A 16501-nucleotide genomic window follows, 5' to 3' on the forward strand; every position below is an offset into this window, starting at 1 on the left:
TCCTGAGCAAAATTCCTGCGATTATGCATCCTTTTTGTCACGGAATGAGGGAAATCGCGAAAAGCCTGCGATTATACATCCTTTTGAGACCTTTTTTCGATTTCGGGAAGGAAATGCTTAAAAAGCCTGCACAATCGCAGGCTTTCTCATGTTTTCACCCGATTTGGTCGAAAAAGCCTGCACTTCCGCAGGCTTTTCAAAATAGGTAAGCCGCGGATGGTAGTTTTGGAGGTATTTTGTAATGTTAGTTGGGACGCGTTCAGTGCATATGCGGATACACCTGTGGGATAGTCCCACCGCCACCTCTATCTCCACTACCACTAGCAGCATCAGTAGCAACAGCACCGTCATCATCATCATCATCATCATCACCATCACCACCACCACCACTAACCACTAACCACTAACTAGCAACCATTAAACACCAACCACTAAACACTAACCACTAAACACCAACCATCAACCACCAACCACCAACCACCAACCACTAACCATCAACCACCAACCACCAACCACTAACCACTAACCATCAACCACCAACCACTAACCACCAACCACTAACCACTAACCACTAAACACCAACCACTAAACACCAACCACTAAACACCAACCACTAAACACCAACCACTAACCACCAACCACTAAACACCAACCACTAACCACTAACCACCAATCACCATCACCAACCACCAGCCACTAACCACCAACACCTTCACCATCACCATCACCAATCACCAACCACCAACCACTAAACACCAATCACAAACCACCAATCACCAATCACCAACCACCAGCCACCAACCACCAACCACTAACCACCAGCCACTAACCATCAACCACCAAGCGCCAACCATCAACACCATCACCAACCAGCAGCCACTAACCACCAACACCATCACCAATCACCAATCACCAACCACTAACCACCAACCACTAACCACCAATCACCAACCACCATCACCATCACCATCACCATCACCATCACCAACCAGCAGCCACTAACCACCAACACCTTCACCATCACCAATCACCAATCACCAACCACCAGCAACCAACCACTAACCACCAACCACTAAACACCAACCACTAAACACCAACCACTAAACACCAATCACCAACCACCATCACCATCACCAACCAGCAGCCACTAACCACCAACACCTTCACCATCACCAATCACCAATCACCAACCACTAACCACCAACCACTAACCACTAACCACTAACCACTAACCACTAACCACCAATCACCAACCACCAACCATCAACCACTAACCATCAACCACTAGCCACCAACCACTAACCACTAACCACTAACCACTAACCACCAATCACCAATCACCAATCACCAATCACCAATCACCATACCACCAACCATCAACACCACTCGGAAACACAGCTGGCAGCAGGGTTATACCTATTTTTCTGTTTATGCACACTTTCATGGTAGGCTGGCTTGAGTCGCTTGATTGGTTTGAGTCTGCTAATGCTGGCAGATTGCCTTGAGCTCGTCCGCATATCGCATAATTCCTGCAATTATGCATCCTTTTCGTCTTGGAAATGGGGGAAATCGGGAAAAGCCTGCGATTATGCATCCTTTCGTGAGCGTTTTTCGATTTCGGGAAGAAAATGCTAAAAAAGCCTGCACAATCGCAGGCTTTCTCATGCTTTCACCCGATTTGATCGAAAAAGCCTGCACTTCCGCAGGCTTTTCAAAATCGTTAACCGCGGCTTTCTCTTATATGATGGCGCATTCGCTAATGATGGCTTTGGGCCAGCCACATTCAATCCCGCCGTCAACTTTTCCACAAGTAGAAGCCCCAAAGGCCACTTAATCTACTGAAATGCGAGCATCTGTCGGAACTGCTTGAGCAATACCGTCCATGTCACTTCATTCATACCCTCGCATGAACCTCATGAGGTTCATTCACATGAATGTGCTGCCAATCCTTTTCCTGCTCAAGCTGCCAGAGACGATAGTAATAGCCCTGGCGATGGAGAAGTTCCAAGTGTGTCCCCCGTTCTTGGACACACCCCTCATGCATGACGATGATTTCATTCATGCGTTCCAGACCTGTCAGTTTATGCGTGATCCAAAGCACCGCTTTGTCCTTCAGCAGCGTATCCAAATTGCTCCAAATCGCCTTTTCTGTCAACGCATCGAGCCCTGTTGCCGGTTCATCGAACAACACCGCTGGACTTTTGCGGAGCAGCGCACGTGCCAATGCCAGTCGCTGCCGCTCGCCACCAGACAATAAACTGCCCATTTCGCCAATCATAGTCTCATATCCGTTCGGGAACTGCTCGATCGTATCGTCAATCTGCGCCAAGCGTGTCGCCTCTCGCAGCTCATCTTCGGTCGCTTCGGGACAGCTTAACCGCAAGTTTGCATTCACAGATGCGTTAAACAAGTGAACGTTCTGCGAGACAACGGCAAATTCCGAGCGGACGAAAGCCGCTGGCAAATCACGAAGCTCAGTACCATTCATCGTAACGGAACCCTCGGTATAAGGACGCAGCTTTAATAGCAGATGCAGCAGTGTACTTTTCCCAGCTCCGCTCTCACCGACAATGGCGGTCATCGTTCCACGTTTCAACGTCATCGAAAGGTTTCTAATGGCATAAGGCTCCTCAGGGCCGTACTGGAACGAGAGCCCACGAATGGAAGTCGTCCAGTCATCTTTGAGAGAGCCGTTCCCTTCACGAGCTGCAGCGGGCTCAGACAAGCTAATTTCTCTTGTTTTGTGGTTTTTCTTGTCAATCTGCTTTTTCTCGTAAATCAGGCTTTTCTCGTCAATCTGCTTTTTCTCATCAATTCTCTTTTTCTCGCCAATCTGCTTTTTCTCACCAATCTGATTTTCCTCATCACGATTCTCGTCTGCCAATCGAAACAGTCTATCTGCGGATGTAAGTGTAAGACCCATAGACTGAAATGCGTTCGGCAGCGGCATGACTGCTTCAAAGCTAGCTAGCGTAACCATAACTAAAGCTGGAATCGCGATACCCTCTAGCTGGCCGCGGCTGACGAAATACACCGAGGCCGCAAGGACCAACCACATCGCCAAATGCGCAGCCGCCAGCATGCTCCCACTTGCGTAGGCTGCGACCTTATGCTGACTCGTTTGATACACATTCGAACGAGCTTGTATCTCATCAATTCGAAGAACACGCTCGTTGACACGACCGTATACGATCAAATCTTTGATCCCAGCGATGAGATCCGCTGTTTCGGCATACATGGCTGCTCGCGCTTGCACGATAGCCTCGCCATGAGATTTAGCGCATCGAGCGCTAAGCCAAGGGATGCCTATGCCAGCCAACCCCAACATACAAGCAAGGAGAATCGCCAATTCAACTTGATGCGCAGCCATCACGATACAGCCTAGAAGTCCTGTGAGCACAGCAACAAGCGGGGGCGCAAGAACGCGTAAATACACATTTTGCAATTGCTCCACATCGCCAATGACCGCATGAAGCAGTTCTCCGCTTCGTCCTTTTTCTAGCAGCTTAACTCCATTTGGTTCCAAACGTTCGTATAACCATACGCGTATTCGATGCAAGATTCGGAACGTCAGATCATGAGAAACAAGCCGCTCGAAATACCGAAACACGCCTCTGGAAAGGCCGAAAAATCGGACTCCCACAATCGGAATCCATAGCATTAGCACAGATTCGGGGCGCAGCGCCGCTTGAGCAATAAGGTAGCCTGAGGTCCCCATCAGTCCCATATTAGCGCCGATGGTCAAGCAGCCGAGCAGCACTGCCAAAGCTGTCCGTCCTTTGTAAGGGCGAACGAACTCAAGCATCCGTAAGAACGTCCCGCTCCGATGGCTAGTTCGTTCTCGCTCATTTGAAGCAGGGCGGGATGCAGGGCGTCTAACCGATTCAGTCTCCGTGTCTTCGGAAGATCCATGAACTTCAGCCCCGTTTAGGAACGCCTCTGAGTGGGCTGAGCTGTTAGCTTCCATCATGCGGGCATACAGCCCACCAGCGGCTAAAAGACCATCTGGCGTTCCGATTTCCGCAATCCGCCCGTTCTCCATCACAATGATGCGATCCGCGTTTTGTACCGTTTCAAGACGATGCGCCACTGTTATTGACATCCGATCTTGCAACTGCTCATTCAGTCCCTGTCGCACGACAGCTTCATGAAGGAGATCTAGCCCTGAGGTTGGCTCGTCGAGCAGCAGAATTGGCGCTTGCTTAAGCAGTGCGCGTGCAATAGCAATACGCTGCACTTGACCGCCTGAAAGACGGACAGACTCCCCCATCATCGTCTGATCGCCTTGCGGAAGCCTGTCGATGAAATCGACGCCTGATGCGAGAAGCGAAGCAGCCATATCTGTTTCTGTAACATCACCGCAGCCCATGATCAAATTTTCTTTCAAAGTGCCATGATAAAGCCTTGGATTCTGATTGACGGTGGATAGCTGATCGCGCCACCACGTCATCGACAGCTCGGACAACTCGATGCCATCGACTAGAATTCGTCCTTCCGTTGGCCGAATGAAACCCTGAAGAACATCTAAGAGCGAGCTCTTGCCAGAGCCCGATGGCCCAATTACGGCCACTCGCTCTCCAGGTTCAAGCGTGAGCGATACGTTTGAAATTGCAGCTCTATTTTCCCCAGGGTAAGTAAGGCCGATCTCTTGAAATTCGATTCTGTACCCCTTCGTATTCCAAAGCGGGTGCCGACTATCCTCCCGTTCCGTCCAGCCTGGGGATTCTGTTTCCAGAATATCCATGATGCGGGCAGCAGCAGCCATGCCATTCGTGCTCGCATGAAACTGGGTCCCTAGCGCGCGCACAGGCACATAAAATTCTGGCGTCAAGAGAAGCACTAGAAAGGCATGTTCAAACCCAATTTCTCCAGCAACCAGCCGCAATCCTAGAAATACAGCAACGATGGCCGTACTAAGTGTAGCGAACAACTCCATAACAAACGCCGACAAAAAAGCTAAACGCAAGGTCCCCATCGTCGTTTTGCGGTATTCTTCACTAATCCGGGAAATAATTTCAATTTGCGCGCGACTGCGGTTGAAAATTTGCAGTGTCGGTAAACCGCGCAGGATATCGAGAAAGTGGCCGCCTAATCGTCCGAGCGTTTTAAACTGCTTTTGTGCCTTCGCTTTAGCGGCCATGCCAACGAGAATCATAAAAAGAATGAGCAGCGGGAATGTGACAGCGAGCACTAGGGCTGACAGCCAATCCAAGCCTGACACAAAACAAAATACGGCAGCAGGAATGAGCATGGACAAGGCCATCTGCGGCAAATAGCGGGCCAAGTATGTCTCCAATTGTTCAACGCCTTCGTATACAGTGCTGATTAATTCTCCGCTGCGCTCGCCTTTGGCGTAGTTCGGTCCTAAATCGGCGATTTTTTGCAGCAGCCTTATACGAAGATCGCTCTTAATGCGCAGCGCCATACGGGACGATACATAGTCACTCGCTGTTTGAATTGCCGCTCTCAGGCCAATCCATCCGAGAAGCACAACCAACACTGGAAACAGCGCAGCAAGCCCAAGCCCTTTCATAAACGCCCCGTTAACAATTTGAGCCAAATAGGAAGCTTCTACGATAATGAGAGCTCCCCCGGCTAGGCCAAGCCCAATACAGATGGCAAACAGTTGCATCGTCCCCGGCACTTTCAGTAATAGCTTCTTCATCATACTAGTATTCCAAGTGATCTTTCACACTGATCCGTTTGCGGAATACCCAATACGTCCATGCCTGATAAGCGATGACCAAAGGCACGGTTGTTAAAGCAATGATCGTCATCACTTTAAGCGTATACGTATTAGAAGCCGTGTTATATATCGTAAGTGTCCATTCGGGATTCAGCGAAGAAATCATCACTCTTGGAAACAGCGACATGAACACCATGATGGTGGACAGCGTGATCGTTAATCCCGTCATGATGAATCCCCAACCGTCACGACCTGCCTTAAGGAAGAAATGGACGGACAGTAAAGCCATTCCCGCCGTAAGTGGAACCATTCCCGGGATAATGCCGTCACGGGTAAACATGTCTGTCTGGAAGTAACACAGCAGAACGAAGAGCAGAAGCACTGCGCTAGCCCACGCTCCAAAGCGTTTGGCAGCTTGGCGAGCTCGTTCACGGAGTTCTCCTTCTGTTTTGAGCGCAAGATAGAGCGCGCCATGTAGTAAAAACAACAGTACGATGCTAATCCCAGCCATAACCGAGAAAGGTGAAATCAAATCCCAAAACGTACCGACGTAATTCGTCTTGGCATCAATCGGCACCCCTTTCATCAAATTCGCCAACGCAACACCCCATAGCAGCGGAGGCAGCAAGCTGCCGAAAAAGATGATCCAATCCCAAGTTTGGCGCCATTTGGTATTCGGCAATTTGCTCCGAAACTCGAACGCCACACCTCTTCCGATCAGGGCAATGAGCATAAGAAACAAAGCCATATAAAATCCACTGAATAAAGTCGCGTACCAACCTGGAAATGCGGCAAACATGGCACCTCCCGCTGTAATGAACCACACTTCGTTGCCATCCCAGACGGGTCCAATCGCATTGATAAGAACACGTCTTTCTGTATCCGTCTTGCCAAGGAAAGGCGTCAGCATGCCCACGCCGAAATCAAATCCTTCCAGAAAGAAAAAGCCGACAAACAACACCGTGATCAGTACAAACCATAAGGTTTCAAGCATAGGTGATTTCCCCTCACTTTCTTATTAGTCATCAGCTCCCTGTCTTACAGCAGGGTTGCCATGGTTTCCTCACGTTCATCCCGATCATGAAGACCGTGTCCTTCCTCCTCGACTCCCTTGCGTACAAAATGGACGATAAGGTACACAAACACGACGGCCAAAATGCCATAAACAAGCATAAAGCCGATTAACGAGGTGGCTACCATGGAGGAGGAAACGAGAGGTGACACCCCTACCTCTGTCTTATGCAATCCGAACACAGTCCAAGGCTGCCTACCGACTTCTGTCATGATCCAGCCCGCTGAGTTCGCAATAAATGGAAGACTAATGGCAGGTATCATCCATTTCAAATAATGACGATACCCTTCCAAGCGATTGCGCAATGCGGCGTAAGTTCCTAACAGACTTAGCAGAATCATAAGCACGCCAGCCGCTACCATGATGCGGAAGCTCCAGAAGGTCGTCTTCACTGGCGGAATATAGTTGCCAGGACCGTATTTCACCTCGTACTCAGCTTGCAGCTGATTCATACCAGGCACACTGCCTGTAAGCTTGTTATACGAAAGAATGCTTAACGCATAGGGAATTTCTAGTTGAGACTTGTTCTCCTGCTTCTTGACATCAATTCGGGCAAATACGGTCCACGGGGCGCTGTCTCCCGTTGTATTCCATAGTGCTTCTGATGCAGCCATCTTCATCGGCTGAGATTTCATCAAATGCTGCGCTTGCTCATGTCCAGCTACAGCTGTCATCAAGCTTGCCGCGAGCGCGATTGCGATCCCTATTGTAAAAGAGGCTTTAAATAAATCCACCCTGTGTTTGCGTAAAATTTGATAAGCGCTGATGCCTGTTACGAACAATGATCCTGTAGCCAGTGCCCCATAAATAACATGCGGGAACTCAACCCATAGCTGTGTGTTGCCTAGCAGCGCGAAGAAATTCGTCATCTCCGCACGCCCATTCTGAATCGTATAGCCAACGGGCTCTTGCATGAATGAGTTCGCGCTCAGAATCCAGAGTGCAGATAACGTTGCTCCAATCGCTACTATCCATATACATGCCAAATGCACCTTTTTCGGAAGTCGATCCCAACCGAAGATCCATAACCCTAGGAACGTAGATTCCAAGAAAAAAGAAACTAAAGCTTCTACGGCAAGAGGTCCCCCAAACACAGCGCCCACAAACCGAGAATAATCCGCCCAGTTCATGCCGAACTGGAACTCTTGCATAATCCCTGTCACAACACCTACTGCAAAATTAAGGAGAAACAATTTCCCCCAGAATTGTGCCATTGCTTTGTATTTGTCATCCTTCTTGACCACATACATCGTTTGCATACAAGCAATCAGATAAGCGAGACCGATAGATAAAGGTACGAAAAAAAAGTGGTAAACTGTTGTTATTCCAAACTGCCACCGACTCAAGTCTAATGCTTCCAAAAATAGCGCCTCCCTTCTTTTCGTTGTAAGTATAAATCGTGGCGAATTGTTTGCATGTGAGGAATATCACAGCCGCGGCAATTTCTTTTGAACAAAGTTTGAACGCAGAAAAAGCGACCTAAGCGGTCGCTTTTTCTGTCTTTTCCTATTTGCCAGACCTATTATCTAGACATCACCGGACGGATTGATAAGAGCCAGAACCTGATGATCCTCCCACACTCCGTTAATCTTCACGTTGCTCCGCGAGATGCCTTCTTTGTGAAAGCCGGCATTCTCCAGCACGCGCATAGATCCCGGATTGTGGGGAGAGACTTCTCCGATGATCCGGTGAAACTTCAGCTCCTCGAAAGCATAGCGCACTACCTGCTTCAGTGCCTCTGTCATATAACCCTTGCCGTTTTCAGCCTGGTCTAGGCTGTATCCGATCATGCAGCTCTGAAGCGATCCCCGCGCTACAAAGAACAGCCCTATGTTGCCAATAATCCGGTCGTCCTTCTTGTGGCATATCACAAAGTTATATTTCCGATCCTCTTCCTTATCGGCCTTGCTCTTAATAATCGCTTGAAGCTGGTGCTCCTCCGTAAAGTACTCCTCCGTGTTGCTTGGCGAAAACTTCTCAAAGAACTCCCGATTACGCTTGTACATGGCTGCCAATGCTTTGGCGTCTGCTTCCTCAGGGAACCGAACGTACACTTGCTGCTCTGACATCTGCCTCATCCCTTCAAACTTTAATAATAAATAATTATATCACAGGATAATAGGTTCCGATAATGATTCCGTTAACGCAAAAAAGACAGCCATTGATATTGGCTGCCTCGTTGTTGCTATTAAGCTATCGAGATTACTGAGGTTGCAATCAGAATCCGACACTCGTAATCGTTATGCTTGAAAGTGGACCGCCGTAGGAATATCTGACGACGTACGTGTCTTGTGATAATCCATTGATACTAATGTTAAAATTAGCTGTGCGAGGACCGCCGCTGATAACATTTGAACCTCTGGCAACATGCTGTTCTGTACCGTTTACTACACGGTAAACATCAGCAAATACCGCTCCGGATCCGCTGCTTTTAACATACAAATAGCCAGAAATATTCAGTGTCCCTTGACCTGTAACGGTATCTGTTCGGCTTATTATAGTATTAGCGCTGGCGGTGACCGAAAATAAGAAGAGCAACATGGCAGTTAGCATTAATATTGTTAACCTCTTCGCTTTCATTACATCCATCCTTTCATATGTGAGACTAGTAGAAGGAGTCTCTAAGGTGTGAATGCTGGCCAGCTTTCTATTGTATGTGCATAAGCCTTCTATCAACCACTATATCATAATGCGGTCAAGTGAACACTAAATATTTGAATTTTAGTAAATTACAGTAAACCCTTAAAGCTTCTTCAAAAGCAATCCCAGCCTGTCTAAATTTTGTTCATTAGCTTCTTCACACATGGGTTTTAGCTTTTTATAATCTTCCTCTGTTTCGAAAGTCTGCCGGAACGTAATTTCTGTCTTACCGCCAACGTCCTCGAATGTAGAAGTCAGGGTAAAGCGGGGGGTGGAGTCGTGCCGCAGCACAATACATTCTGGTCCGATTTCTTGAAAAACGTTGCGGTTCGGATAGTCAGCTCCACCCGGGCCATGCATCGTAAATTCCCAGACTCCTCCGGGCTTTAAGTCGAATGCGTGGAACGTGTTAGTAAAACCGTTAGGTCCCCACCACTGGGCAAGCAGCTCCGGTTCCGTCCAAGCCCGGTAGACCAAATTCCGCGGGGCATCCAGCTTTCGACGGGACACAAGTTCAAAGTTTTCTGCGTTGCTTTCCCCAAGGGATTGCCCGAGAAGATCCAGCATTTCATTCGTTCCATGCTCACGTTGTTCCGGTGTATCCAGGCCGTCGAAAAACGCTCCTTGTTCTGTAAACACCACTTTAGTGCCATCGATCGTTGGGATCAATTCAATGGTTGCGATGGAAACCGACATCCGGGTATCTCCTTGGTCCAGGCTGTAAGTGTACACTAGTCGCTCATTAGGCACGATTTCTTGATAATAAGCGTCAAAGGTAAAAACAGGTCCTCCTGCAGGGCCACCTTGACATAATTCTCGCCCTCCAACTTGAAAGTCAAACACCTCGGCAGGCTGAAACCAGCGCTCTTTGGCGCTACGGTTCGACCATGCTGCGAATACGCGTTCAGGAGCGGCACGGTAAATGCGCTCAATTTGGAATGTAGAGTGGGTTGTATATCGTTGTTTCATAAAGTAACTCCTTCCTCCCTATAGGGAAATCATGTCTCATTATCGTTCAGGAAATCACCAAGCAGATCCAAACGGCGTTCCCAGTTCAACCTGCGCTCAATAATATGTTTTTCGTGGCTTAACTTCATCGTTTCCAGCAATGATATAAATGCCTCAACGGAAGGCGGTTCCTGCTTGTTCATTCGTTCAGCAACGCGTTCGAGTTCTGCGAGAAGTTTCTGTTGGGCTTTCACATTTTTCCGCACCCGTTCAATCTGAATCTCGACAATGTCAGACGGGGTATAGGTATGTTCTTTAAGTATTGACTGAATTTCCTCTAGTGATAAGCCCAAGTCTTTGAGAGATACAATTTGGTGCAGCCGTTTGATATCGGCTTCGTTATACAACCGATGACCGGTATCGGAATGCCCTGACGGCGAAAATAAGCCAATCTGATCGTAAAACCGCAGGGTGCGAACTGTAAGTCCGGTCAATTTGGCAAGATCCCCCACCTTCCAATACTGCTGCATAACCCACTCCTTTCTTTGGTGCTAGCTGTTTACCGGTGTCTTTAGTATAAAACATGACGTAACGTAAGGTGCAAGAGTTTGTTACTATTTTTTTCGTATGGAAAACAGCAGCGTCGCCAGAGTCCGGTTTTTCGAGCTAGCCTCACCGTAGCGTATTTCCGTCGATACAGCCATCCTATGAGGTTGTGAACACGAAGCAACGTAGCTTAGCTGCTCGATAGCGGAAAAAAGGCAGCCGAGCTCGCGGCTGCCTTTTTCTTTGTTTTTGTAGTGCTCTCAATTCTCCTTACACAGCTTACAAGAAATTCGAAGTTCTCCATTTGGAGTAAGTTACCTATTTCTTCATAAGAAAGTTATATAACGCTTCAGCGGTTTCCATTCGTAAAGCCGTGGAAGAAGGAGAGAAGCGCTCGTTTGATAGGCCCGAGAGAATACCTAGCTCGATCGCCTTGTTCACATCTTCTAAAGCCCATGTGGAAATTTCTCTTTGATCTGTATAGCTTTCAAGTTTACGATGGATTGACGTATAGCTGCCATTCAAATACTCATAAGCTCTGACTAGTAGGATCGCCATCTGTTCACGAGTCATTTCCGCATTTGGATCGAATGTCTGTTCCGTGACTCCCGAGACCAAACCGGTTTGACTCGCTGCAGCAACATCTTGGGCATACCAGGCATCTTGCTGAACATCTTCGAAATTCGAAGTCCATGTTGCCTGCTTCTTTAAATGCAAGGAACGTACCAACAACGCAGTAAACTGCGCTCTAGTGGTTATCCCATTGGGGTTAAACTCACCCGAAGTAATGCCTTCAATGATATGCTTCGCAGTCAATACCTGTACCCCACGAAAAGCCCAGTGCGTTTCAGGCACATCTTCAAACTTTTTATGAAACTCTAACATAGCGTAAATGCCCGGTTGGTCCGGCGTGAATGTAACTTCTTTAGACGATAGGTCAATCTTTCCACCTACGTATTCCCATTTCCCGCTCGCTTTATCATAACAATATACGCCAAGCAGTGCCGGATCCTTGCCTGTAGGATCAAACGGCAGAACAAGTTGAACGCTTGATTGAAGTTCTTTTGCTAACCAAATCTTACCTTCATCCGAACGTAAGCTGAGTGAAAATTCAATGGCAGGACTTGCTAGATATACATCAACAGTTGGATCTTTTACACCATTATGCGTAAGGTATGACTCCAAGATTGGCCGCGCTATAATATCTAGTATTGTTTGACTACCATCGCCACCTGCTTTCTCCTTAAGCACTTTAAGAATTTCAGGAAGAATTGTAATCTGAGCGGTTTCTAGGTGAACTTCCAGAGGGAGACTCGGAATCTGCGCAGTTGGCACAGAGACGGCATTCGTTCCTTGTTCAACATCAACCTTAGCTTTACCGTCCTTCACTATGACTTTAGCTGGCTGAGCCGTTGGTTCAGACTCTGTTTGTTTAGGATCAGCGGGGCTAGATCCTGTTTCTTCTTCCGGCTCAGCAGGTTTATTTAATGTGCGCACCGTTACGACAAGTGATTCTGCACTCCAATTTCCAGCTAAATCTTTCGCTTTTACATGGAATGTATACAAGTGATTTGGCAGTAAACCTTCAATTTGTTGATTATGCCTTTGGCCTGAAACCAAGAGAGACTGCTCATCTTCCCATTGAATTTGATATTCTGTAACCTCGATATCATCAACCGCTGGAGTCCAATTCAATGTCACTTTGGATGAGGTCACATCCGATATTGTCATCTGAGCTGCATGCCCCCAGGTCGGTGCTGCCGTATCAGGCTCAGGTACCATTTGCATCGATACCAGCTGAGATTTACCCATTGTATCTTTTACATTTACTTTCAATTTCAATTTAGGGCTTAGCTGTAGAATCTCTATTCGATCATCCTTGCTAATCACGTTTTGGGCTGACTTATCCAACTCAAGTTCAATATAACCCTTATTCTCCAAAGTAGGATCAGCAACTGCTATCTCATAAGCTCCTGTATATTTGTTCCCTTTCATCATGACGGATGCTTTGCTATTTGAAGTCAAGCCATCTAGGGTAGTAACTTTATCCTTCCAGAAATTGAAGCCTGTTATTCCCAGCTTATTCTCACGAACAGCTTGAACGTCCTGTGAATTGGCCAAAACTGTATAATCTGGAGACGAGGCATACACAGAGCTTTCAGACTTGCTTGCATTAGGCAGGATGGCATATTGATAGGTATCATGGCTTGGATTAGAACCATGATCGAACCACATCGTCAAAAAATTATTTTTCAAAAGCTCTGAAGGAACCGTTGAAGATGGCGGATTACTAAGGCTCGTATCTGAATATCTACCCTCTTGTTCTGTGCGCATAAATTGAAGTGATTGTGTACCAGGAAATACGTAGCCAACATCCGCTCCAGCCACATTTCCTTGCAAATGTACCCACTCAGGATGCTCCAGGGTTTCCTCTTCAAAGAATCCGTTCTTCAACTCCCCATTTACATAAAGTTCATTCGCATTATTTTCTTTAAGCTTACGCTGTTCTACGATTGTCTCTACGTTCTTATTATCTGTACTCGAAATGTCAGAACCTAATGCAACAATTTCATTATCAAAAGTAAACCACGACTTATTCGCTTTCATCTGTGTGCCGTTTTGGATTAAATTCATTCCTGTAACACCATATTGACCCAATACGGCACCACCCGCCCAGGAGTTCGCAGGAGCCGTTTCCCCATCTCCATACTGGTACTGGTCTGAAGCTCTAGGTCTCACAACGACAGTCGTACCTGGCAAGCGATACCAATTAATGGTTTGCCAATAATGATCTGTGTATTGAGATAAATCGTTATTGTACAGATAGGTCATGCCATCACCGGTATACCAGCCTTTCGCATTTTCACCATTCGTCAATTCATAGGTTGCTATTCTCTTAGAACTCTTACTAACTCCAAACAGATAGCCATCGCTGGCATGTACGCTGCGAGCCATCGCATTCATTTCGAAGTGTTCCGGTAGTTCATCTATAGGTTGAATAGTTGGGTCTTCCATCCATCCTTTTATCGTGTCTCCCAAGTCCAAAGGAAGTTGATCGTATGACAAACCTCTAGCCAAAAGAAACTGGACATGATATTTAATAAAGCTTTTTAAATAGGCAGCCCTCTCCTCTGAAGCTGTTTGCGCAATACGGGAAATACCAATTAATATATTTTTGGCCGAACCATAGGCATCCAAACCTTCCCTAACGATCGCACGTCCACGAGTCATATCCAGTATCTGCCCTTTGTACATGACCGGAGCATATCCTTCTTTGATCCATCGATAAACATGCTCTACCTCAGGAACAACTGGCTGCCAAGTGCTCCCGTTCAATAACAGAAGCAAATTGCCCATGCCATTAATTAGAACTTCGCCATAACTTCCTGTATAAGGAACCGTACCGTGCTGAATAAATGAACCATCCTCATAGAAACCATCGCCAGTTGTCACATAATCAAAAAGTGGCGTCAGTCCATCACGTGCATGAATAAGACGATCATAATTTTTCTCAACGAGACCCATTCTCGTTTCAATCAGCATAATATCTGAACGGTTTGCTCCCTGCTGTGTAAACGTAGGCAAGCTCACATCTCCAATGAAATGATCAATGCTTGCCGTGTTTTTTAAAATCTGTTCTGGCGTCAACTCGTCATACATGAAGATGAGAATATCCGCCAGCCGCGTAGGTGTACCGATATCCCAGTTCCACCAATTTCCAAACTCAATCCCTGTATTCGTGTATAAATGATCTAACATCCAATTCATAGCTTGAAGAATGTCTGCCTTTAAATCAGGGTTATTATACAGAGATGTTCCCTTCGTTGCGAATGATTGTGCCATAGCTTTCAAACGTGTATAGTGATCCACAACATAAGTTGAATCCGTAGTGGAACTCGGTAAATCTGCCCATAGTGTCGTACGGGTGCCACTAATTTGCATGCTGTCCCAATACATTTGTGCTTTCGCTGCGTTGGCCTCAATTCTGTTTCTAACCTCTCTGTTGTCAAGGTCCAATGAATCTTTGCCTGTTAATGTTTCCTTCCAGCGAATTCTAATTTTATCGTATTCTTGCGGATCTTTCAGTTCGGGAGCTTTAACCTCAATCGTCGCAGATGCTTGCTTACTATTCGACGATGTTGCTGTTATAGTTGCCACGCCTAATTTCAAAGCCCTTAAACTTCCATTCTCATCAACACGGATAACACCAGGATTATTGGATTGCCATGTCAGTAGCTTGTCGGTTGCATTAGCCGGCTCCACGAAGGCCTCCAATTGAAAGGTATCGTAGTTGGTCATTTGTAATGGCGCATTCGTGAAACTTACACTTGTTAGAGGAACGAACCGAGTTACGGTAACCGAAGTATGGCTTGTTATTGTCGCATCCAGGTCAGATGTAGCCGTAATCATCGTATTTCCTTCAGCAAGTCCCGTTACTACCCCACTCGCATTAACAGTTGCGATATTCGTATCGGACGAATGCCAGTTGAGCTTTGTATTCGTCGCGTTTTCAGGTTGGAATATAACGGGCAACGAAAGCGATTTCCCTTCTACTAAAGAAGCTTGGTTGGGTAAGGCAATGTTTTCTAAAAGGATTGGTTTGACGACAGTTATCGGAATTATTTTCGCGTAAGCGCCTCCATAAGTACTCACAGTAACGGTCGTGTTGCCTTCCTTCACTGCGCTAATCCTGCCATAGGTGACGGTAGCAACGGTTGGATCGTCAATACTCCATAATAGACGTTGATCAGATGCATCTGTGGGTACGGTTAATGCCGTAATGGTAGAACTGGTCGTCTCTGATAATTCAAGTGCATCAGGAGAGACTTTTATCCCTGTCACTGGGACATAATCAGAGAGCTTCAAATCGTCCACATACCACTCGCCCTGAACCCCGGCCTTAAAATATTGATACAGGTAGATGTGTCTTATATTTAACCAAGCTGCGGGAAGCGAACATTCTCCGAGATATTGATCATTAACAAAATAGGTTACCTTCCTGGCAGCGTTGTCAACGAATAGTTTCAAACGGTACCATGAATTAGCCTCATAATTGGCCAACACTTGATTATTCGCATCCTTTATCTTACCCGTGTTATCAAATGAGATGACAGACACATTCGTAGTTGTCGTGGCGGGAACTGGTGCGTTTAAGCTTCTGAATTGAATGTCCCTGCGATGCTGGGTACTATTCATGTTTACGGAAGCCTCGAACACAAGATTCCCCGAAATTCCGGTACTCCCTGTTGTTGCTCCACCCAAATTGTTTCTTCCCGTATTTATGTTTGTCGCATTGGAAACAATCTTGAGACTGTAGTCACTACGTAAGGGGGCTTGTTCCATCATGAGATAATCTGTATTCGCAGCGGAACTATAAATACCCCACGCGCCCCCGATAGTACCGTTGTAGGTTGTCCCACTGTAAAGCTTCGTGTTTTTAGCCGTCGTACTTTCATCATAATTCACATGAACGTGCACGGTTGCAGCCGCTTTTGCGACTGACAAGCCCCCATGACTTGGACTTATCCACAATGAGAAGAAAATCATAAGAACCAGTACGCCTGCCAAACATTTCCTGATCAAGAGTCTCATACTACGCCCCCCTCGTT

The 16501-nt window shown here is 46.8% G+C and carries 9 protein-coding genes; all 9 read right to left on the reverse strand.

Annotated elements, in window-relative coordinates:
- Positions 1–117 precede the first annotated feature (117 nt).
- On the reverse strand, positions 118–369 hold the full coding sequence (locus tag BC351_RS42090; protein ID WP_158082004.1) for a hypothetical protein: 252 nt from the start codon (positions 367–369) through the stop codon (positions 118–120).
- Positions 370–1894: 1525 nt separating this feature from the next.
- On the reverse strand, positions 1895–5668 hold the full coding sequence (gene cydD / locus BC351_RS07140) for a thiol reductant ABC exporter subunit CydD (protein ID WP_079410132.1): 3774 nt from the start codon (positions 5666–5668) through the stop codon (positions 1895–1897).
- Between the two features lies 1 nt (position 5669).
- On the reverse strand, positions 5670–6680 hold the full coding sequence (cydB, locus tag BC351_RS07145; RefSeq protein WP_079410135.1) for a cytochrome d ubiquinol oxidase subunit II: 1011 nt from the start codon (positions 6678–6680) through the stop codon (positions 5670–5672).
- A gap of 44 nt (positions 6681–6724) precedes the next feature.
- Positions 6725–8119 carry a cytochrome ubiquinol oxidase subunit I gene (locus BC351_RS07150; protein WP_079410138.1) on the reverse strand — a complete coding sequence of 465 codons (1395 nt, stop codon included), beginning with the start codon at positions 8117–8119 and terminating at the stop codon, positions 6725–6727.
- Positions 8120–8284: 165 nt separating this feature from the next.
- Complete coding sequence (locus BC351_RS07155; RefSeq protein ID WP_079410141.1) at positions 8285–8827, reverse strand: GNAT family N-acetyltransferase; 543 nt, start codon at positions 8825–8827, stop codon at positions 8285–8287.
- 148 nt (positions 8828–8975) lie between these two features.
- Positions 8976–9311, reverse strand: coding sequence for a hypothetical protein (locus tag BC351_RS07160; protein WP_079410144.1), 336 nt, complete (start codon positions 9309–9311; stop codon positions 8976–8978).
- 189 nt (positions 9312–9500) lie between these two features.
- Complete coding sequence (locus BC351_RS44070; protein WP_079410146.1) at positions 9501–10367, reverse strand: SRPBCC family protein; 867 nt, start codon at positions 10365–10367, stop codon at positions 9501–9503.
- Positions 10368–10396: 29 nt separating this feature from the next.
- Positions 10397–10876, reverse strand: coding sequence for a MerR family transcriptional regulator (locus BC351_RS07170; RefSeq protein WP_079410148.1), 480 nt, complete (start codon positions 10874–10876; stop codon positions 10397–10399).
- 334 nt (positions 10877–11210) lie between these two features.
- Complete coding sequence (locus BC351_RS07175; RefSeq protein WP_079410150.1) at positions 11211–16484, reverse strand: polysaccharide lyase family 8 super-sandwich domain-containing protein; 5274 nt, start codon at positions 16482–16484, stop codon at positions 11211–11213.
- Positions 16485–16501: the final 17 nt, after the last annotated feature.

Origin of the sequence: Paenibacillus ferrarius, from assembly GCF_002027705.1 — a bacterium.
Classification (GTDB): Bacteria; Bacillota; Bacilli; order Paenibacillales; family NBRC-103111; genus Paenibacillus_E; species Paenibacillus_E ferrarius.